We start from the raw sequence: 20,176 nt of genomic DNA, 5'->3' as shown, positions 1-20,176 counted from the left end.
AATATACCCATAACCTGAGAGGTAAATAAATGCAATTGCTGATGAAATTCCTAATATTGATCGTATTAATGTTTTTTTCATAGGTTATTTTTCTTTTAGGCTATTCTGAAAAAGGATGATTCAAAAAGTGTTCCTCAGAATTATTGATATAAGAAAGAGATTATAAATTATTATATATGAATTTGAGATTTAAATAAAAATCAAAAAATTTTTAAAAAAAATTCATTACTATGATTAAGGTCATAACACTTGGTTGATTTTTAGTCTTAGCTTTGGTAAACACCAAACAAGATATATTATGAACTCATTAGATGCGTCAGTTTTTCTGCTGCCTAAAGTATCCGTACAGGATCTTATAGACATTCAACAAATTTTACAAAAATATTTCAGATCATCTTCCGGATAGGAAGCATGTATTCAGCTCTTTGCTGACTTTATATAAATCTGATCAATAAACCATGAGCAAAAATTGTTTCAAGGTTATTTCTTAATGCTTATCAATTAAAAAAAACAGAAATCTTTATACTAGTCAGAAGATTTCTGCAATCACTCAATATTAATGTCAAAAAAATCAGTTATGAACAACAGAAATTCAAACAACAGAAATTCAGGAAGCAGTTCACAAAATTCTTCACTTCTTGAAGAAATTTATCAATTAGGGTACGACCACGGTTATACCGATGCAACAGAAGATGAGGAATACGATGACGATTTCTCAGATTATGAAGATTATTACGAAGAAGAATATGATGATGATGATTACGATGATGAAGATTATGATGACGAAGACTATGACGATGAAGACTATGATGACGACGAAGATTACGATGATGATGACGATGACGACAACAGAGGTCGTGGAAGATCAAGATCTGGCCGCTCAGGAAACGGAAACCAAAACAGAGACAGTCAGGGAAGATTTACTTCCGGAGGAGGAAATTCTCGTGGTTCAAGCTCAGGTTCCGGACGTGGAAGATCAAACAGTAGTAATTCGGGAAGCAGTTCCAGAGGCGGAAATTCTGGTGGAAGATCTGGAAATTCAGGAAGAGGCTCAAATTCAGGTTCCGGAAGATCAAGCAGCAATTCTGGAAGCGGTTCAAGAGGCGGAAATTCAAACTCTGGAAGAAGATCAAACAGCGGTAATTCCGGAAGTAGCTCAAGAGGAGGAAACTCAAATTCCGGACGTGGAGGAGCAAACAGCAGTAATTCTGGAAGTAGCTCAAGAGTTGGAAATTCAAACTCAGGTCGTGGAAGATCTGGTGGAAACAATTCAGGTAGTAGCTCAAGAGGCGGAAACTCAGGTAATTCAGGAAGAAGTTCAAATTCAGGTTCCGGAAGACAAGGTTTTGCTTCTATGAGCAAAGAGGAAAGAACAAGAATCGCAAGAATGGGAGGCCAGGCTTCTCATGGTGGCGGAAGAAGTTCAAACTCAGGATCAGGAAGATCAGGTTTCGGAGGAAGAAGGAATTCATAATTCATAACTTTTAATATATGCTGTCTCTTTCGTAAAGGAAGAGGCAGCCTTTTTAATCTTAAAATAATTACTATAATGGCTACCAAAACAACCAATACAACGACAACCAATACAGATTCAACGGATATTCAGAATAAAACTGAAAAAGATTCAACCTTAAAAGTAGGCAATGCAACCGTTGATGAAAAAGAAATGAAAAACGCTCCGTTGCACAAATTTTTTGTGGATGCTTTGAAAGATATTTATTATGCTGAAGACGCCATCGTAAAAGCTCTTGAAAACATGCAGGAAGCTGCTACCACCGAAGAGCTGAAAGATGCTTTTGAAGATCATCAGCTGCAAACCAAAAAGCACATCAGCAGATTGGAAAAAGTTTTTAAATCAATAGGTGAAGAGCCCGAAAAGAAAAAATGTGATGCCATCGAAGGAATCATTAAAGAAGGTCAGGAAGTTATCAAATCTACCGAAGAAGGTACAATGACCCGTGATGCAGCCTTAATTATTGCTGCACAAAAAGTTGAGCATTATGAGATTGCTACCTATGGCGGTCTTGTGCAGTTGGCCATTACAATGGGACACGATAAAGCTGCAGATCTTTTAGACAAAACGCTTCAGGAAGAAGAAGACACAGATTATAATCTTACCGAAATTGCAGAAACATATATCAATTTCGAAGCAGAGCAAGAAGATTAATTATTATAAGCCATGCGACGATCTGTCGCATGGTTTTTATCTACCTTAAATTAAAATAATATGGATCAAAATAACAAATACGCTTTAATTACCGGTGCAAGCAGCGGAATAGGATATGAGCTGGCAAAACTCTTTGCTCAGGATGGTTATAACCTTGTCATTGTCGGTCGAAATCATGATGTGCTTAGGGAAAAAGCAAATGAATTTAAAAATTTCGGAATTAATGTTATTCCTTTGGTTAAAAATTTATTCAATCCTGATGAAGCCTATTCTGTATATGCAGATTTAAAACAAAATAACATCAGTCCGGAAATTCTCGTCAATGATGCAGGACAGGGTTTATACGGTAAATTTCAGGATACTGAAATAGATCGGGAGATCGATTTGGTTAACCTCAATATTACTTCTGTTTTAATTCTTACCAAATTATTTTTAAAAGACCGTCTTCCGCAAAACTCGGGAAAGATTTTAAATCTGGCATCAATTGCGAGTAAAGCTCCCGGACCGTGGCAATCTGTTTATCACGGCACAAAAGCATTTATCCTTTCCTGGTCTGAAGCGATACGTGAAGAACTGAAAGATAYCGAGATTACAGTAACAGCACTTCTTCCCGGACCGACAGATACCGATTTTTTCAATAAAGCAGACATGAAACGCAGTAAAATCATGGAAGATAAAGAAAACTTTTCTACGGCAGAAGAAGTTGCTAAAGATGGCTTTACAGCCTTAATGAATGGTGATGATAAAATTATTTCAGGACTGAAAAATAAGCTCACCGTTGCAATGACAAACCTTGCATCAGACAGTATGGCGGCATATCGTATGAACGAAATGCAGAAGCCTATGGATGAAAAATAGTTTTAATAATTAAAAAATACAAAAGATGTTTAGAGACGGCGCAAGAAAAAGCATGTGGCAGGAAGAAATCAAAAGATTTTCTGCTGATGAACATAGTATAAATGAAAAAACCTTCGATGCAATCATTGTAGGTGGCGGAATTACAGGAGTTTCCACGGCATTGGAACTGCAGAAACGCGGTAAAAAATGTCTTCTTATCGAAGCTTCCAATATCGGTTTTGGTACAACGGGCGGAACCACCGCTCATCTCAACACATTTTTCGATATTACTTTTGATGAAGCCATCAATGATTTTGGCGAAGATCAGGCTAAACTTTTGGCAAAAGTGGGACCTGAAGCCATAGAGATCATTGAGAAAAATATTTCACAACATCAGATTGATTGCGATTTTGAAAAGAAAACCGGTTATATTTTTGCTTTAGATGAAAAACAAAATGACAAGCTGAAAAAAATGGTTGAAGCAGCAGGAAAAGTTAGCATCGATATGAAATTCTTTAAAGGAGTTTCATTTCCCGTTTCTTTTGTAAGTGTAGCTTCAGTTCCCGATCAGGGACAGTTTCATCCTATAAAATATATTAAAAAACTTGCTGACGTTTTTATTTCTTTAGGCGGAATTATTCTGGAAAACTGCACCTGTTTAAGCCATTCTGAAGAAGAAAATTATATTACTGTCGAAACTTCAAAAGGAATATTTAAAGCTGAAAACTTAGTGTATGCAACTCACGTTCCTCCGGGAGTAAACGTACTTCATCTGATGGCTGCACCTTATAGAAGCTATGTAATTGCTTTTGAAATAGAAAACAACAAATATTCTGAAGATTTGATGTATGATCTTTATGATCCTTATAGATATTACAGAACGCACGTTATCAATGGCAAGAATCTTCTGATTGCAGGCGGAGAAGATCACAAAACCGGACATGAAGAAGATACCGGAATCTGCTTTTCAAACCTTGAAAATTATGTCAGAAAATATTTTAATGTGGGTGCTGCAGTTTACAGCTGGTCGAGCCAGTATTATGAGCCGGTTGACGGAATGCCTTACATCGGAAAACTTCCCGGAGCTAAAGGAAATGTTTACACGGCTACAGGTTTCCGTGGCAATGGTATGATTTTCGGAACCATAAGTTCACAGGTAATTTCTGATTTAATTACAGAAAATAAAAGTAAATATGAAAAGCTTTTTGATCCCGGAAGAATAAAGCCTGTAGCAGGATTTGCCAGTTTTGTGAAAGAAAATGCAGGTTCGGCAGCAGATTTTATAAAAGATAAATTATTTAAAGAAAAAATAAGCAGCCTTGCAGAACTGAATGACGGCGAAGCTAAAGTTGTGAAATACGAAGGCGCATCTTATGCGGTTTATAAAGAAACAGAAGGAAAAACACATATTTTAAAAAGTACTTGTCCGCACACGTATTGCGATGTTCGATGGAACAGTGCCGAAAAAAGCTGGGATTGCCCGTGTCATGGTTCTCGTTTTGCCATCAACGGAAAATTGTTGAATGCTCCATCAACAGAAGGCTTACAAAGAATACATTTTAACGAAAATGGAGAAGAAGAAAACATCTAAATCAAAATTTTTTTATCAGAACAGCTTAGGTATCGTTTTGCTGTTTTTAATGATCCTTTGTCTTATTGGTCAGTTTTTTACAGGTTTTACTACCGAAAATAAAGAACTGGCAGAACAAGGGCATTCTACATTAACGTTTGGTGAATATTTTCAAAGCGGACATTTTATTCAGGCAACTTTTGAAAACTGGGAAAGTGAATTTCTCCAGATGATGATCTATGTGCTTTTAACCATTTCGTTGCGGCAGAAAGGATCAAGTGAATCAAAATCTTTAACTGAGACTGAAGACGTAGATAAAGAACCGGTTCCGCATTCTAAAGCTCCGTGGGCTGTAAAAAAAGGCGATATTTATCTGAAAATTTATCAGCATTCTTTGTCTCTTGCATTTGCCATCCTGTTTATCATGAGCTTTGTGCTCCATTTCTATGGCAGTTTTAAAGACGAAAACACAGAAAAAATAATGAAAGGTGAATTACCGGGTCGCTGGTTTGAATATATTTCAGACTCAAGATTCTGGTTTGAATCTTTACAAAACTGGCAGAGCGAATTTCTGGCAGTATTCTCATTGGTAATCTTATCAATCTGGCTTCGCGAAAAAGGTTCGCCAGAATCTAAACCTGTTGATATGGCTCATGACGAAACCCCATAACTATTAAAAAAAAACAATAATAATGAAACCTAAAAATATTCCAGGAGTTCCCCAACAAGTGAAAGGCAGTTTTCATGACACTGAAAGCATAAAAAAGATAGATAAAACGAAAGATTTAGATATTAAATTTAATATTTTAAAACAGCGTTTTTTTGCCATAAATAATTGGCAGAAGTATTGCAGCGAAGGCTCTGCCGATTTTAAGCTTTGTGATTCTTCGGGAAAAACTGTGGAGCGTTTACCGGAAATCGGCGATTACATCAGGATCGATATTCCCGGACCAGGTGGAACAGAAGGGCGGTCATTCGACTGGGTTCAGATTATCCAGATTGATTTGGGGATTCCCAATCAGGTGATGATTCAATGCAGACCTTCTGCAGACCCGATCAAGAAGCACAGCCGTAAAATTGCTCATTTTTATTCTAATTCTGCGACCTCTACGTTTTTCGTTTTTAAAGGTGAAAACACAATAAAAGCCGGGATTTATGGCAGAAATGAATCTCCTAATCTGAAATCAGGATTTTTCAACGCCATCAGAAATTGGATGATCGCAATCGGCGGAATGCTCGGTTTTTCAAAAATACAATGGAAATGTCTTGCCAAAGGATTGGTAGATTTTGAATAAATTTTTAAACCTAAAAGCTTATATATTTTATAACCTGTTTTTGTCTATTGTTACTGTTGATCTTATTATAGTCAGAATATTCAAATATTTAAACCTGTTGCGTAAAAATGCACAACAGGTTTTTTTTGCGGCTTTTGTTTATCTTAAAAATAAAAAAAATAGAATATGAAACTGTTTGCCATTGCGATAAAATTAAAATTTAATAACTAATTATTTTAAAATAATCCTTATCACATTCAAGTTATTAATATCAATCAACTAAAATTGCAGTTTAAAAGGTCCTTCAAAATACGTTTCATAAGAATCTAAAAGGTTTCCTTTCAGGTCATAAACGCCGATTGTGATGTTTTGTTTAGACAGATTAACCTCTTTTTCAGGGAACGTTATGGTGATGGTTCCTTTAGCAATTTTGTCTTTGTCTACTGTAATTTTACTTGATCCGCTATAAAAAATTTCACCATGAGCCGGCTCAATTACCTTTATAACGACCGTTTTTTTATCGTTTGATTTGTTCAGAAATGTATAGTTGTACGTATTTGTAATGGATCCGTCGCGTACAAAAAATGTGCTTCCTGCAGGTTTTATAAATTTGGCTTCAAGATCACCTCTGTTGTAAAGCATAAATCCTAAAAACAGCTGCAGCGCGATCAATAATATCATAAAAGCTTTCATTCTTCCTGTAAATCTTGTCGGGGTTTCAGTTTCAATTTCTTTTTCTGAAGCATACCGTATCAAGCCTTCCGGAAGACCAACTTTTACCATGACTTCATCACAGGCATCGATACAGGCTGTACAATTCACACATTCCAATTGTTGACCGTCCCTGATGTCGATTCCGGTCGGGCAAACAACCACACATTGAAAGCAATCAATGCAATCTCCTTTTCCTGCAGCTTTACGATCTTCACCTTTTCTCCATTTTGCCCTGTTTTCACCACGTTTATAATCATAAAAAACATTAATCGTTTCTTTATCAATCAAAACTCCCTGAAGCCTTCCGTATGGACAAACCAATGTGCAAACCTGCTCTCTGAACCATGCAAATACAAAATAAAAAGCTGCCGTAAACAGCATGATTACAATAAAATTTGTAGGATGTGCAAAAGGTCCTTCAGAAATTGTTTTAAAAACTTCTTCATAGCCTACAATTACCATCATCATAAAATGGGTAAAAATAAGTGAGAGGATAAAAAATATTGACCATTTCAGGATTCTTTTCCAGATTTTTTCTGCGTTCCATTCCTGTCGGTCGAGCTTCATCTGTTTATTCCGGTCACCTTCGATTGCAAACTCAATCTTTCTGAAAACACTTTCCAGGAAAATTGTCTGCGGACAGATCCAGCCACAAAAAATCCTCCCGAAAGCAATGGTAAAAATAATGATGCAGACCAGACCTACAATTGCACCTAAAGTAAGAAGAAAAAAATCTTGCAAATAAAAAGGCTGTCCTGCAATAAAAAATTCTCTGTCGATGAAATTGAGCAACAGGAAAGGGTTTCCGTTTATTTTAATAAATGGTTGCTATGACCATGGTCATAATACAGCATTTCTCAAAAATAATATAGAAAACAAGCCATAAAAAAAGACCCAAATTTTGGATCTTTAATTTTTTTAATGATTAATCATTAATCGCTTTTGAATTGAGATTGGTATCTGCAATTTTCGTAAGCAGATTATTGCAGTTTTTCTCTTCGTCTAATGTTGATATCAAAAGTTTCAGACAATCTTTTTCTTTAAGAATTTTTGCGTACGCTGCCAAAGTTCCATAGGTGGCAATTTCGTAATGCTCTACTTTCTGTGCTGCTGCAATAATTCCTGCATCACGCACTGCACCTGGTTTTGTTTCTTCCATAATGCTTTTACCTTCATCTAAAAGACCCTGCATTGCATCGCATTTTTTTGCCTGCGCTTTTTTCTTTAAAGCTTTAAAACAGCCTTCAAGCCTGCTTATTTGTTCTTTGGTTTCTTCCAGATGATCGGCAATTGCTTTTTTAAGTTTAGGATCGGTTGCATTTTTCTCCATTTTAGGTAACGCTTTTGCAAGAGCCTTTTCTGCCCAATAAATATCTTTTAAAGAATCTTCAAACAGATCGCTCAAATCTTTTGCGGCATCTTTTTTGGCAGGAGTTTTAGCAGTTGATCCGGATGGAGTTTTAGTAGTTTTTTTTGTTGTGCTTTTTTTAGCTGGTGCATTTTTAGTTTCCATAAAAATTTTTGTTTTAGTTGGTTTATGTTTTTAAAATTACAATTTTCAGACCATCAGGTTAAAATTATCAAGATGTGGTATCTGTTGTTTTATTTTTTACAAAAACATGATTATAAGCATAACTAAAGTATATTTTAATCTTTAAATTCGGGTATTACAAAATATCAGACACCAAATACAATCAAAATATATTAAATATGAAAAACATATTTCATCATCGAAAACAATTGAAAATCTACATCTGAATACCTCTTCAGATCACCGCAGTAATTCACTGCCGAAAATTATATTCAGGGTTTAACGAGAGATATTTTTCTCTTTGATCAAATTAAAAAAGTTATGGAATTTGAAAAAAATATGCTGTCCGATATTGGTCAGTTGTTATTAAATGTGGGCGAAACGGTATCGGTTGCCGAAAGTGTTACTTCAGGCTTTTTACAGTTTTCGTTTTCACAGATAAAAGATGCCTCAGAATTTTACAGAGGCGGCATTACAGCTTATACATTAGAAGAAAAGGTAAAATTTTTAAATGTTGATAAAGAAGAAGCTCAGCAATGTGATTGCGTCTCTTCTCATATTGCAGAAGTTATGGCAGAAAATGTCGCCCAATCTTTTGAAACCGATTGGGGAATTGCAGTGACAGGTTATGCAACTCCGGTGGAAGAATCTGATCATAAAATATTTGCATGGTTCAGCTTTAGTTATAAAAATGCTGTGATTTACACAAAACAGCTGTACTTACATCCCAGAACGCAGCCTCAAAATGCACAGGTTTATTATGCGGAGTTTATTTTAGGATGCTTTAAGACTCAATTAGAGGAACTTCAATCTGATTAATATTCAAATAATAATTAAAAAAATAAACAATGAATAATTTACAGTTAAAAAATAAATCCGTTTTAATTACCGGAGCCGACAGCGGAATAGGTAAAGCAGTAGCATTGCTTTTTGCTAAAGAAGGAGCAAATATTGCCTTTATTTACCACAGTGACGACGATAATGCCGAAAAAACAAAAAAAGAAATTCTAGCTTTCGGAAATGAATGCATCATTATAAAAGGTGATGTAAATGAGAATGATTTTTGTGAAAAGACAGCAAAACAAGTAGCAGAAAAATTTGGCGGGATCGACATTTTAATCAATAATGCAGGAACGCAGATTCCGCAGGATGATATTTTGAAATTAAAGGAAGAAGATATCCGTACAACTTTTAATTCAAACATCATCGGAATGATTTTGCTGAGCAAGGCTGTTTTTCCTTATTTAAAAGAAGGCAGCAGTGTTATCAATACCACATCTGCAGTGGCGTATCAGGGTCACGAAGAGCTTTTAGATTACTCGGCAACGAAAGGTGCGATTGTTTCTTTCACAAGATCATTGGCATTACAGTCAAAACCAAAAGGAATAAGAGTAAATGCAGTTGCTCCCGGTCCAGTTGCCACACCTTTAACCAAAGAAACTTTTGGTGAAGAAAAGGAAGACGAAAGCAAACCGCCTTTACAGAGAAATGCATCAACAGAAGAGATTGCCCCAAGCTATCTTTTTTTAGCTACCGAAGCTTCGGCACAGATTACAGGTCAGGTTCTGCATCCCAACGGCGGAATTATTGTCAACGGATAAAAATGATAAATGATGAAGGAAAATGGAGTGATCTTTCAGTTTTTTCATTGGTATCATGAGGGAAATCTCTGGAACGAATTTGCAGAAAAAGCAGAAAGTCTAAGCTTATTGGGAATTTCGGCAGTCTGGTTTCCGCCGGCAAATAAATGTGAACTTGGGCTTAAAGGAAGAGGTTATGATGTTTACGATCAATATGATTTGGGCGAATTTAATCAAAAAGGAACCATTAAAACCCGTTACGGAACCAAAGACGAATATTTAAATGCCATAAAAAAAGCGCACGAAAACAACATCTCTGTGTATGCAGATATTGTTCTGAATCACAGAATGGGCGCCGACGAAACAGAAACAGTTACCGTACAAAAAGTTGATGAAGAAGACCGTACAAAAAAGATCGGAGAACCTTTTATTGCAGAAGCTGCAACTAAATTTACATTTCCGGGAAGGGGAGGAGTTTATTCAGATTTTGTCTGGGATTATCAATGTTTCAGCGGGATTGATAGGGTGACGAAAAATGGTGAAAACAAAAAAGGAATTTTTAAAATTCATAATGATTGCGGTACAGAATGGAATAATTCTGCAAGCCATCAGTTTGGAAATTATGATTATCTGATGGGCGCCGACATAGAATACCGGAATCCCAAAGTTATTCAGGAAATAAAAAACTGGATCAAATGGTATATGGAAACCACAAAAGCAGACGGTGTAAGACTGGATGCGCTTAAACATATTTCGTCTGATTTTTTAGAAGAATTTATTCATTATCTTAAAACAGAAATTAATGAAAATATTTTTGTGATGGGAGAATACTGGAAGGATGATGCCGATAAGATTTCAGACTTTTCTGAACGAATGAATAGTTTGATTTCACTGTTTGATGCGCCGTTGCATTACAATTTTTTCAACGCTTCCAAACAAAAAAAAGATTTTGACCTAAGAACTATTTTTAAGAAAACTTTTTTGAAAGATCATCCTGCGGTTTGTGTTTCATTTGTCGAAAACCATGATACACAACCTTTGCAGGGATTGGAATCTTCTGTTGAAGAATGGTTCAAACCTTTGGCGTATGCAATTATTCTGCTTTCGGAAATGGGTTATCCATGCGTGTTTTATGCAGATTTTTATGGTGCTGAATATACCGATACGAAAGACGGTGTGACCCAAAAAATTATTATTCCTAAAGTGGAAATTCTTCCTAAACTTCTGGAAGCACGGCAAAAGTTTGCTTTCGGTGAACAGGTAAATTATTTTGATAATAAAAACTGTATTGCCTGGCTCAGAAAAGGAAATTCTGATTCAGCTCCGTGCGTAATTATTTTATCGAACGGTGATGATGCGCAAAAACAAATTGACCTAGGAAAACAGTTTGCAAAACACAGGTTCAGAGATTTCCTCCGTCACCGTACAGAAATCATTGAATGCGATGAAAACGGTAAAGCAATGTTTACCGTTAATTCTGAATCTGTAAGTATTTGGGTTTCAATTTGATTTTTAAAATTATTCTTCCTCTTCTTTTTTGAAACTGACAACTTCGTAAAGGTCGTCGGAAGAATATTTTTTGCAGCTTTCATCATTGAATTTTTCAGGACTTTTAAGAAAATCATCAATAAACTTTTTGCTTTCATCTGTGTTTGCCGGAGCAATTACAAGATAATACTGCTTTAAAACCGATTCGTCAGCATTTTTAAGAGATTCTTCTTTATGCTGTAAAGCTTCTTTATAATTCATTTTTTTTAAAATTTAGATTAATCTTCTTTACTTTTATATCGTTCGATGTTGCTGAATTGATTGTAAGAAACACGCAACTGCTTAAGCTGATTGGCAATTATTTCTGAACTTTCGTTGCAGAGATCTCCGCTTTTCAAAGCGTTATCGTAGGCTTCAATAGCATGTTTTTCGCCAAATACTACATTTTCCAATGTTTCCTGATCGCTGTTGGTTGTTGGTAAAGAGTTTTTAATGTCAATCCAGGTGCGATGAAGGTTTCCTGCTAATGACGTCGTGTTTTCGTCAGGATTTCCGCCCCTTTCCGTGATTAGGTTAATAATTTCGTTCTTCATTATTTTCGATTGCGAAATCATTTTATCATATTCACCTTTAAGATCTGAATAGCTTTCCCAAACTTTTCCTTCCACTCTTTCAAAACCTTTTATTCTATCATTGGTGATATGGAGAAGGTCATTGAGTACGGCAATTGTTTTTGAATTTTCCATAATAATATTTTTTGAAGTTTAAACAATAAATATGCCCTGAACTTGTTTTGTGGTATGTAACAGTTTTAATTTTAATTAAATTTTAAATAAAAAAAATTGCCTACATAATTAACGCAGGCAATTTCATAATCATGATAATATATGTGATGGTGTGTTTAAAATCTTTCAATTATTATGCCACACATAGATTTTGCGGTATTAAATCAATTAAAATAATATTGTCAACTTGTGGTGCATTAGACTTAGAGCCTGTTTTTTAAAATTAATAAATATGAATTTCATGATTGGTTTTTCGCAAAGGCGCAAAATTGTTTAAATATAGTACGCTTTAAGGCGCAAAGATTTTATCTTCGATAAAATTGATCAGCATTATAAAAGAAAATCTTTGATTTTCTCCTTGCGTCTAAAAACAGAAACTTTATCAAATCTTGCGTCTTTGCGTTTTTCCAATAAATTTAAATAGGTATTTGTATTTCATAAATAAGTGTTAACACTTTTGTTTAACTTAAAAATACGGAGAATTTTGTAAAAAAACTTGTTTGGCTTTGCAATAATTTTTTATCGCAATGATAAACAGAGAAAATAGCAAAAAGCTTTGTAATTTTCAAGATAAACAAAGGCACTTCGTTTATAAAAAAAATACAAATAATTAATTTTCAATATTTAAAATTTTATTCATCAATGCAAAACAGGTATTATCAAATTATTGCTCATAAAGAAATATGACTTTTATGTTACTAATCATAAAGTTTAACATTAGATAAGTCTACTTTTACAACCGCTAATCGATAAGTGAAATTGGTTTTCACTTTATAAGATGTGCATAATTATACGTTTACAATATTATATGGTTATTGATGAAGAAATACTTCTTAAAAATAAAGCTGAAATTCAGGAATATAAAGCAGGAGAAACAATTTTTTTAGAAGGCTCATTGCCTAAATATTATTTTCAGATCCGGTCGGGACTCGCAAAATTAAATACTTACAGAGAAGATGGTTCAGAATTCATTCATAGCATTCCGTCTGATGGACACTGCTTCGCCGAAACATTTTTGTGGTGCGATGTACCGTACTGCATCAATGCCGAATCGGTAAGCGATACTGTTATCATAAAGTTAGGGAAATCAGATTTTATGCAAATGCTTTCCGAAAACAAAGATTTAACGCAAAATCTCTTACGTCATAATTCTGAAAGAATGTATTACCGCCACAAAATGTTAGCGACATTGTCTATCAATAACCCGTCTCACCGCATTTATAGGGTGCTTGAGTTTTTAAAAAATCATCACGGCATCAAAGAGCCATTCGAGTTTATTGTGCCTTTTTCGAGACAGCAGATTGCCAATCTTACCGGTCTTCGTGTAGAAACGGTAATACGAACGGTAAAAAAACTGGAGCAGGAAAACCTGGTTCGGATTTCTGACGGAAGAATTTGTGTTTAATTTTTTTAATACAAAACAACTTAATGACTGATATTCGAGTTGATTTCATTTTAAGATAAAAATTTACCCCTGATTTCTCAAGGGTAATTTTTTTTATTTAATTTTATCGTAGATAAATTTGGTAACCAAAGCACCAAAAATATAATATCCGGCGGTCATTATTTTCTTTTTGTTGTTTTCTGCAACAGGAGCATCATTTAAGCCCATTTTTTGAGGCAGTACGATGGCTCCGATCCCTGCAGCAATTCCGCTGGTAAAATGATGACTAGTCGCTGTAGTTCCATAGTAAATTGCGTTGCTTACAATATCTCCGGCAAGAGTTGCAGCGTACAATTTATCGGGGTCAGAGATTTCAAGAGCTGTAGAATCTGTTACTTTTTTTAAAGCTTCTTCTCCGACTTCATTAATGTGCGGAACATTATCAAAATTTTTTCTTACAATTTCGTGGAGTAGGTTGAGGGCAATCGCTCCGCCTAATCCGGCTAACATTTTTTTAAGCATATTATTTATTTTTAGGTTAAATTTTATTTTTTCTGATTGCTTTTTCCGGGCTGTAAAATCATTCGTATGGAAGGATTGTTGGTAATGAATAATCTGAACCATTCTAATGCAAGTCTTATCCTGTTTCTGAATCCCGTTAAAGGAATAATGTGAATAAAAAGCCAGGTAAGCCAGGCAAAAAATCCGGTATAAGAGAACTTAGGCAGATCGACCACGGCTTTAYATTTAGAAATAATAGCCATGCTTCCTTTGTCATTATAAATAAACGGTTGAAGTCTTTCTCCTTTTTTAGATTTTCTAAGATTTTTTGCAGCTAATTTTGCCTGTTGAATGGCAACCTGCGCAAGTTGTGGATGACCTTTAGGATATTTTTTGTCGGTCAGTTGCAGACAAATATCTCCTAAGGCATAAATGTTTTCAAAGCCTAAAACCCTGTTGTATTCATCAACAAGAAGTCTTCTTCCTTTTCCGATACAGTTTTCAGGAATTCCGGCTACTTCGCGACCGATTACTCCTGAAGTCCAGATTAACGTTTCTGTTTTTATTTTATTTCCGTCAGATAATATAACGTTTCCGTCTATATAATCTTTTACAGAAACATTGAGAAGGATATTAACTCCCAGTCTTTTTAAATTTTCATAAGCCGTTTTTTTTGCAGCGTCACTCATAGGAGCCAATAACGAAGGTAACGCATCTACTAGATAAAGATGAGAGAGATCCAGCTCTATTTCGGGATATTCTTTTTCTGCAATAAAAACACCCATTTCTGCGATCATTCCGGCGAGCTCCACTCCGGTAGGGCCGCCTCCTGCAATCACAATGTTCTGCAATCTTGCCGCTTTATTTGTATCTTCATTTCTTGAAGCCTTTTCGAGGACTAATAACAAATGATTTTTAAGATATAAAGCTTCATGGATTGTCTTCATAGGAAGTGCGCATTGCTCTACATTTTCTAAGCCGAAAAAGTTGGTTTCTGTTCCCAGTGCAATAACTGCATAATCGTAGCCCAAATTACCGGTATCTGTTTCAATAATCTGAAGTTCCGGATCAATTTTAAGGAAACTTCCCATATGATAATGTACATTAGTATAGTCTGAAAACAGCTTTCTGAAAGGATAACTAATGTGGGAAGGCTCTATAAAAGCGGTCGCAACCTGATAAATTAAAGGAGGAAAAAAATGGTAGTTATTCCGGTCAACTAAAGTAATGATAAACTCATCAGATTTAGCTATGGTTTTGATGAAATTAATACCTGCAAAGCCTCCTCCTACGACAACGATATGTTTTTTCATAACAGGATATTTAGATTTGGTGTACAATGCTTTATTCAATAATAAGACCAATATAGGCGGAAAAAAAAGTTGTGGTACTTTTTTTGTTTTTAAAGCTCAATATGATTGAGGTCATAACGAATCGGAGAATATTAAACTAAATTTGATTTCACCAAACACCAAAAAATATTTTATTATGAAAACTTATTTTCTTACTGCCCTAGTTTTAGGTGCAACATTAATCAGCTGTTCAAAAGAAAAAACAGAGGTAAATCAAAATGACACCATGTCAACCGAAACTTTACCTGCAGATACTTCCATGGCTTTGCCGCCTTCAGACACTACTGCTCTGAATGCTCCGATGAATGCTGATACTGCAAAAACAAAAAGCTCAGACACAACTTCTGTAAAAAGATAAAGTTTTTGCCTGTAACCATCTTATATATTTGCACCCCAATTTTATTAGTTTATTTTTTGCCCATATTTTCTATTTTGGGGTGCTTTTCTTCTGTATAAAACTCAAACAGTTGATATAAATGGGTTACAAATCTGAAAAAAATCAATTTATTTTTAAAATCAATTAATAAATCACAAAATAATATGGATACAAACAACCAAAAAAACGAAAAATTAGATCAGCTAAAAGATCACACCACAGATAATTCTAACGAAAAACTAACCACAAATCAGGGATTAAAAATAAATAACAATCAGGATTCATTAAAGGCAGGAGAACGGGGCGGAACTCTGTTGGAAGATTTTATTTTGCGCGAAAAAATAACTCATTTTGATCACGAAAGAATCCCTGAACGTATTGTTCATGCACGAGGATCAGGAGCTCATGGTGTATTTAAGCTGTCAAAAAGCATGGAAAAATATACGCAGGCAAAATTTTTATCAGGCGTAGGAAAAGAAACTCCGGTTTTTGTGAGGTTTTCAACGGTTGCAGGTAGCAGAGGAAGTACAGATTTAGCACGTGACGTAAGAGGTTTTGCCATAAAATTTTATACGGAAGAAGGAAATTATGATCTTGTAGCCAACAATATGCCTGTATTTTTTATTCAGGATGCCATGAAATTTCCGGATCTGGTACATGCCGTAAAGCCGGAACCCGACAATGAAATTCCACAGGCGGCTTCTGCACACGATACTTTTTGGGATTTTATTTCTTTAATGCCCGAAAGTATGCATATGATTATGTGGCTGATGAGTGATCGTGCAATCCCTAGAAGTTATAGAATGATGGAAGGCTTTGGGGTTCATTCGTTCAGGTTTATCAATAGTGAAGGCAATGCATTTTTTGTAAAATTTCATTTAAAGCCAAAATTGGGAGTACATTCTGTAGCTTGGCCCGAAGCACAGAAAATTTCGGGAGCCGATCCTGATTTTCACAGAAGAGATCTGTGGGAAGCTATTGAGAACGGAGCTTTTCCGGAATGGGATTTAGGTGTACAAATTGTTCCGGAAGAAAATGAGCACGATTTTGATTTTGATCTTCTGGATCCTACGAAGATYATTCCTGAAGAATTGGTTCCTGTAGAAATTTTCGGAACTTTAACTTTAAATAAAAATCCGGACAACTTTTTTGCTGAAACCGAGCAGATTGCATTTCATCCCGGTCATTTAGTTCCCGGAATCGATTTTACAAATGATCCGCTTTTGCAGGGAAGATTATTTTCATATACCGACACTCAGCTTTCGAGATTAGGCTCTCCTAATTTCCATGAAATTCCTATTAACAGATCTGTTCAGACCGTTCACAACAACCAGAGAGACGGTCATATGAGACAGCAGATTGTAAAAGGAAAAGTAAGTTACGAGCCAAACTCAATCGGTGGAGGCTGTCCGTTTCAGGCAATGATGAAAGAAGGAGGTTTTGCATCATACGGAGAAAGGATAAGCGCCACCAAGATCAGAGCAAGAAGCGAATCTTTCGTAGACCATTATTCGCAGGCAAAATTATTTTACAACAGCCAGTCTGAAACTGAAAAAATCCACCTGCAAAAAGCACTGACTTTTGAACTGACTAAAGTTACCATTCATGCCATCAGAGAAAGAATGGTAAGCCAGCTGAATTTTATTAACGGCGAATTAGCTCAGATTGTAGCTGAAAAATTGGGCGTGGAAGTTAAAACTCTTGCACAACCCAACGGAAGTATTCCTGCAGATGCAGATCCCGCAACGCTGCAAAGTGAAGAACGTGAACCGAAAATTAAAATTTCTGATGCTTTAAGCATGAAGAATACGGTTAAAAACACCATTGAATCAAGAATAATTGCCGTTCTTGTAGCTGATGGATGTGACGGTAAAAGAATTACCGAGTTTCTTGATAAGATCGAAAAAGAAGGTGGGGTTATTCAGTTTGTAGCTCCGGAAGTTGCTCCTGTAAAAGCTGATGATGGCTCTCTGATTGGGCCGCAGCATTCAATATCCAGTACGATGAGTGTATGTTTTGATGCAGTTTATGTAGCACCTGGAGAAACCTCATCACAAAACTGGATTCAGCCTGATTATAAAAATAGTGTTGTTGAATTTATAAACATTTGCATCAGGGAGATAGGGTAGTAGTACCTTTCCCGATTGCTTGTGGATGCTGTTATTTCTGTGAAAATGATCTTCCCGGAGGATGTGAAAATTCAAATCCTGAAAACTATGGTCCGGAAGGTGGAATTATGACAGAAAAAGGCGGCGGAATGTTTGGCTATACTGATCTTTACGGTGGTTATAACGGAGGTCAGGCTCAGTATGTAAGAGTTCCTTACGCTAATTTCGGCCCGAGAAAAGTACCCGATCTGCTTACAGATGAACAGGCTTTATTTCTTACCGATATTTTCCCAACCGGCTATACCGGAGTGATGTGGGGAAACCTTAAAGGAGGCGAATCGGTCGCTATTTTCGGAGCAGGACCAGTTGGTTCAATGGCTGTGAAAAGCGCAATTCTTCATAATGCAGGAAAAGTAATTGTAATTGATACTTTACAATACAGATTAGACCAAATCAAAAAACTGACAGGTTGTGAAACGATTCTTTGGGAAGATGCCGATTCTACAGTTGAAAAAATCAGACAACTAACGAAAGGAAGAGGAGCAGATCTTTGCATTGATGCTGTAGGATTTGAACCTGAACGCTCTTTCCTCGACAGAGCAAAAGCAGTAATTAATTTTGAAAAAGGCTCAATGAAAGTTCTGGAAGCCTGTATGAGCGCAGTAAGAAGAGGTGGAACGGTTTCTGTTTTGGGCGTTTATGCTGTTAATTATGACAATTTCAGGCTTGGGCAAATTTTTGATAAAGGAATCATGCTACGAGCAGGGCAATCTCCCGTTCATGCTATTATTGATAAACTGATGAAGCATGTGGAAAACGGAGAAGTAAAACTGGATGATATCATTACCCATCGTTTATCATTAAATGATGTAGCAAAAGGCTACGAACTTTTTGATAAAAAAGAAGATGGTTGCGTAAAGGTAGTACTTGATCCCTGGATGTAATTTTGCGATTTATATAAAAAGAGGAGGCTGTTTCAAAAGTGAGACAGCCTCTTTTAATATATTTTACTAAGATAAACTTAGCAGGCTAAAATAATAAGGAATAATTATAAAGTATATTTTTGAACAGTCAATTTACCCGGTTCTCCTGATTTCCCTTCGATCCCCTTTATTCCGTCAGTTCCATCCATTCCTTTTCTTCCTCGTCCTCTTTCAGGGCTTAAACGTGTACAATTTCCGGCATTTGAACCACCTTCACCACCATCACCACCTCTTCCTCCAATACCAATAATACCTGGCTGACCGGCTAAGCCTTTTTCAGAAGTCAGATTAAAAAGATTTTCAGTCGAAGGGTTTTTATTAATATAATTCACAAAAAAGAATCCTCCATTCCCACCATTTCCACTATTTCCTGCATTTCCACCGTTGGTGCCGTTCGTTCCGTCACTACCTCTTCCCGGACCTCTTTCACACATGCCAAAATCGCCGTTTCTTGCATTTCTCCCATTGCGTCCTTTTACACCGTTTTTACCAGGCATTCCGCTTCCTGCATTTCCTCCATTCTGGGCATTTAGATTGACGGTAATTAAACTTTCAAATTTGTCTAATATGAAAAACTTCACCAAACTACCATTATCGCCATTATCTCCGTTGGTCCCATTTATATTTTGTTCGTTTCCATTTAAACCACTTTTTGCAAAATATTGAGTGAATGATTGAATACTAGACCTATTGTCAAATTCAATTTTATTTGCGTAAACTTCAAGAGAATTTCCATTCGTGATTATTTTAGTGTTTTCCAACTTTAATTTATCAATTGCCAATACAAATAGCGAATCATTTTCTCCGATATTGCCGAGATTCAATTCCACATCTCTAAGAATTAAAGTTCCACTTTGGTGTAATCTCTGACTTAATTCATTCTGTGTATTTAAAACTACAGCATTTGTAATTTTTGAAGGGATGTCACTAAATTTAATTTTACCTGACAAAATCAGAATTTCATTATTCTGACAATAGAAATTTGTCATAGCGAAGACGATGCTTAATAAAGTTATTAAAATTTTCATGGTTGTTGTTTTTTTGATTAGAATTAATATGATAGGTTTTAAATAATATTTCAGTTAGTGTAAAATAATCTTCTTAAATAGTATGATCACACTGCAATTTTTATTAAAACAGAACTCCGGTGTTTCAGAAAATTTCTTTCTTACCATTTCATAATAAAGCATTTAGTTTTTATGAATGTAAATTTCTTATTTTGTATAGATGATGACAATACTCCTTTTGGGTAATTTTTTTAAGTTTTTATGACTTATTTTTTTCTTAATAAAGAATCTGTTGAATGTGATGCTGAAATGTAGGTGTATAATCTGCAAAAATATATTGGTGATGCAAAGATGGTTTTTGTGTTTTTTTAATTTATATTAGCATAAAAACTTGTCGTTATGCCGAAAAACATTATCAGGAATTTTCAATTTGGAGTGGTACTTTCTTTAGTGTTGCTGATTGCAAGTTCTATAGCATCTTATATAAGCATTCAGAAGCAGACGGCAAATCGGGAAAGC

The 20,176-nt window shown here is 35.5% G+C and carries 19 protein-coding genes and 1 pseudogene; 13 read left to right on the top strand and 7 right to left on the bottom strand.

Going from position 1 to position 20,176, the window contains the following annotated elements:
* Positions 1–577: 577 nt before the first annotated feature.
* The 6 genes from AB4Y90_RS10080 to AB4Y90_RS10055 all read left to right on the top strand — a co-directional run bounded on the left by AB4Y90_RS10080 (position 578) and on the right by AB4Y90_RS10055 (position 5,869).
* Positions 578–1,474 carry a KGG domain-containing protein gene (locus tag AB4Y90_RS10080; RefSeq protein ID WP_441557362.1) on the top strand — a complete coding sequence of 299 codons (897 nt, stop codon included), beginning with the start codon at positions 578–580 and terminating at the stop codon, positions 1,472–1,474.
* 75 nt (positions 1,475–1,549) lie between these two features.
* Positions 1,550–2,167: a YciE/YciF ferroxidase family protein gene (locus AB4Y90_RS10075; RefSeq protein WP_441557361.1), complete on the top strand. Its 618-nt coding sequence runs from the start codon at positions 1,550–1,552 to the stop codon at positions 2,165–2,167.
* Between the two features lie 60 nt (positions 2,168–2,227).
* Positions 2,228–3,025, top strand: coding sequence for an SDR family NAD(P)-dependent oxidoreductase (locus AB4Y90_RS10070; protein ID WP_441557360.1), 798 nt, complete (start codon positions 2,228–2,230; stop codon positions 3,023–3,025).
* 25 nt (positions 3,026–3,050) lie between these two features.
* Complete coding sequence (locus AB4Y90_RS10065; protein WP_441557359.1) at positions 3,051–4,595, top strand: FAD-dependent oxidoreductase; 1,545 nt, start codon at positions 3,051–3,053, stop codon at positions 4,593–4,595.
* Positions 4,573–5,244, top strand: a complete 672-nt coding sequence (locus AB4Y90_RS10060) for a DUF6766 family protein (RefSeq protein ID WP_441557358.1) — start codon at positions 4,573–4,575, stop codon at positions 5,242–5,244. Before AB4Y90_RS10065 ends, AB4Y90_RS10060 begins: the two co-directional genes overlap by 23 nt.
* 22 nt (positions 5,245–5,266) lie before the next feature.
* Entirely contained in the window at positions 5,267–5,869 is a 603-nt protein-coding gene (locus tag AB4Y90_RS10055) for a hypothetical protein (protein WP_441557357.1), read from the top strand.
* Positions 5,870–6,127: 258 nt separating this feature from the next.
* Here the strand turns inward: AB4Y90_RS10055 and ccoG are convergent.
* Both ccoG and AB4Y90_RS10045 read right to left on the bottom strand, forming a co-directional pair.
* Positions 6,128–7,387, bottom strand: a pseudogene (ccoG, locus tag AB4Y90_RS10050) (cytochrome c oxidase accessory protein CcoG); the annotation flags it as partial.
* A gap of 100 nt (positions 7,388–7,487) precedes the next feature.
* A complete protein-coding gene (locus tag AB4Y90_RS10045; RefSeq protein WP_441557356.1) occupies positions 7,488–8,075 on the bottom strand; it encodes a YciE/YciF ferroxidase family protein in 588 nt (195 codons plus the stop codon).
* A 339-nt stretch (positions 8,076–8,414) separates the two neighbouring features.
* Here AB4Y90_RS10045 and AB4Y90_RS10040 point away from each other — a divergent pair, with 339 nt between their 5' ends.
* From AB4Y90_RS10040 to AB4Y90_RS10030, 3 genes are read left to right on the top strand one after another with little or no spacing between them, the layout of a single operon-like run.
* Entirely contained in the window at positions 8,415–8,912 is a 498-nt protein-coding gene (locus AB4Y90_RS10040; protein WP_441557354.1) for a CinA family protein, read from the top strand.
* Between the two features lie 29 nt (positions 8,913–8,941).
* A complete protein-coding gene (locus AB4Y90_RS10035) occupies positions 8,942–9,694 on the top strand; it encodes an SDR family oxidoreductase (protein WP_441557352.1) in 753 nt (250 codons plus the stop codon).
* A 9-nt stretch (positions 9,695–9,703) separates the two neighbouring features.
* Positions 9,704–11,182: an alpha-amylase gene (locus AB4Y90_RS10030; protein WP_441557351.1), complete on the top strand. Its 1,479-nt coding sequence runs from the start codon at positions 9,704–9,706 to the stop codon at positions 11,180–11,182.
* A 9-nt stretch (positions 11,183–11,191) separates the two neighbouring features.
* Here the strand turns inward: AB4Y90_RS10030 and AB4Y90_RS10025 are convergent, their stop codons facing one another.
* Positions 11,192–11,422, bottom strand: a complete 231-nt coding sequence (locus tag AB4Y90_RS10025) for a hypothetical protein (RefSeq protein ID WP_441557350.1) — start codon at positions 11,420–11,422, stop codon at positions 11,192–11,194.
* A gap of 17 nt (positions 11,423–11,439) precedes the next feature.
* The gene (locus tag AB4Y90_RS10020; RefSeq protein ID WP_441557349.1) at positions 11,440–11,907 is read right to left on the bottom strand and encodes a PA2169 family four-helix-bundle protein; all 468 of its coding nucleotides are present in this window, start codon (positions 11,905–11,907) and stop codon (positions 11,440–11,442) included.
* Between the two features lie 817 nt (positions 11,908–12,724).
* Here AB4Y90_RS10020 and AB4Y90_RS10015 point away from each other — a divergent pair.
* Positions 12,725–13,351, top strand: coding sequence for a Crp/Fnr family transcriptional regulator (locus AB4Y90_RS10015; protein WP_441557348.1), 627 nt, complete (start codon positions 12,725–12,727; stop codon positions 13,349–13,351).
* Between the two features lie 93 nt (positions 13,352–13,444).
* On the opposite strand, the gene AB4Y90_RS10010 is transcribed toward AB4Y90_RS10015, so the two are convergent.
* Positions 13,445–13,852: a hypothetical protein gene (locus tag AB4Y90_RS10010; protein WP_441557346.1), complete on the bottom strand. Its 408-nt coding sequence runs from the start codon at positions 13,850–13,852 to the stop codon at positions 13,445–13,447.
* A gap of 23 nt (positions 13,853–13,875) precedes the next feature.
* Positions 13,876–15,144 (bottom strand): NAD(P)/FAD-dependent oxidoreductase, encoded by a 1,269-nt coding sequence (locus tag AB4Y90_RS10005; protein WP_441557345.1) that lies wholly within the window; start codon positions 15,142–15,144, stop codon positions 13,876–13,878.
* A 175-nt stretch (positions 15,145–15,319) separates the two neighbouring features.
* Between AB4Y90_RS10005 and AB4Y90_RS10000 the strand changes: the two genes are divergently transcribed.
* The 3 genes from AB4Y90_RS10000 to AB4Y90_RS09990 all read left to right on the top strand — a co-directional run bounded on the left by AB4Y90_RS10000 (position 15,320) and on the right by AB4Y90_RS09990 (position 18,611).
* Positions 15,320–15,541 carry a hypothetical protein gene (locus tag AB4Y90_RS10000; RefSeq protein ID WP_441557343.1) on the top strand — a complete coding sequence of 74 codons (222 nt, stop codon included), beginning with the start codon at positions 15,320–15,322 and terminating at the stop codon, positions 15,539–15,541.
* Positions 15,542–15,723: 182 nt separating this feature from the next.
* The gene (locus AB4Y90_RS09995; protein ID WP_441557342.1) at positions 15,724–17,688 is read left to right on the top strand and encodes a catalase; all 1,965 of its coding nucleotides are present in this window, start codon (positions 15,724–15,726) and stop codon (positions 17,686–17,688) included.
* Positions 17,667–18,611 (top strand): zinc-binding dehydrogenase, encoded by a 945-nt coding sequence (locus AB4Y90_RS09990; protein ID WP_441557340.1) that lies wholly within the window; start codon positions 17,667–17,669, stop codon positions 18,609–18,611. Before AB4Y90_RS09995 ends, AB4Y90_RS09990 begins: the two co-directional genes overlap by 22 nt.
* 104 nt (positions 18,612–18,715) lie before the next feature.
* On the opposite strand, the gene AB4Y90_RS09985 is transcribed toward AB4Y90_RS09990, so the two are convergent.
* A complete protein-coding gene (locus tag AB4Y90_RS09985) occupies positions 18,716–19,678 on the bottom strand; it encodes a hypothetical protein (protein ID WP_441557339.1) in 963 nt (320 codons plus the stop codon).
* Between the last annotated feature and the right edge of the window lie 498 nt (positions 19,679–20,176).

The sequence above is a fragment of the Chryseobacterium sp. 2TAF14 genome (assembly GCF_052115105.1).
Classification (GTDB): domain Bacteria; phylum Bacteroidota; class Bacteroidia; order Flavobacteriales; family Weeksellaceae; genus Chryseobacterium.
Note: the sequence above shows the minus strand (reverse complement) of the source record. Positions and strands in the feature narration are given on the sequence as shown.

Coding starts and splice junctions, on each gene's coding strand:
- AB4Y90_RS10030 (WP_441557351.1), top strand. CDS start 9,704: ATGATGAAGGAAAATGGAGTGATCTTTCAGTTTTTTCATTGGTATCAT.
- AB4Y90_RS10040 (WP_441557354.1), top strand. CDS start 8,415: ATGGAATTTGAAAAAAATATGCTGTCCGATATTGGTCAGTTGTTATTA.
- AB4Y90_RS10060 (WP_441557358.1), top strand. CDS start 4,573: ATGGAGAAGAAGAAAACATCTAAATCAAAATTTTTTTATCAGAACAGC.
- AB4Y90_RS10065 (WP_441557359.1), top strand. CDS start 3,051: ATGTTTAGAGACGGCGCAAGAAAAAGCATGTGGCAGGAAGAAATCAAA.
- AB4Y90_RS09985 (WP_441557339.1), bottom strand. CDS start 19,678: ATGAAAATTTTAATAACTTTATTAAGCATCGTCTTCGCTATGACAAAT.
- AB4Y90_RS10045 (WP_441557356.1), bottom strand. CDS start 8,075: ATGGAAACTAAAAATGCACCAGCTAAAAAAAGCACAACAAAAAAAACT.
- AB4Y90_RS10025 (WP_441557350.1), bottom strand. CDS start 11,422: ATGAATTATAAAGAAGCTTTACAGCATAAAGAAGAATCTCTTAAAAAT.
- AB4Y90_RS10000 (WP_441557343.1), top strand. CDS start 15,320: ATGAAAACTTATTTTCTTACTGCCCTAGTTTTAGGTGCAACATTAATC.
- AB4Y90_RS10035 (WP_441557352.1), top strand. CDS start 8,942: ATGAATAATTTACAGTTAAAAAATAAATCCGTTTTAATTACCGGAGCC.
- AB4Y90_RS10010 (WP_441557346.1), bottom strand. CDS start 13,852: ATGCTTAAAAAAATGTTAGCCGGATTAGGCGGAGCGATTGCCCTCAAC.
- AB4Y90_RS10020 (WP_441557349.1), bottom strand. CDS start 11,907: ATGGAAAATTCAAAAACAATTGCCGTACTCAATGACCTTCTCCATATC.
- AB4Y90_RS10080 (WP_441557362.1), top strand. CDS start 578: ATGAACAACAGAAATTCAAACAACAGAAATTCAGGAAGCAGTTCACAA.
- AB4Y90_RS10015 (WP_441557348.1), top strand. CDS start 12,725: ATGTGCATAATTATACGTTTACAATATTATATGGTTATTGATGAAGAA.
- AB4Y90_RS10075 (WP_441557361.1), top strand. CDS start 1,550: ATGGCTACCAAAACAACCAATACAACGACAACCAATACAGATTCAACG.
- AB4Y90_RS10055 (WP_441557357.1), top strand. CDS start 5,267: ATGAAACCTAAAAATATTCCAGGAGTTCCCCAACAAGTGAAAGGCAGT.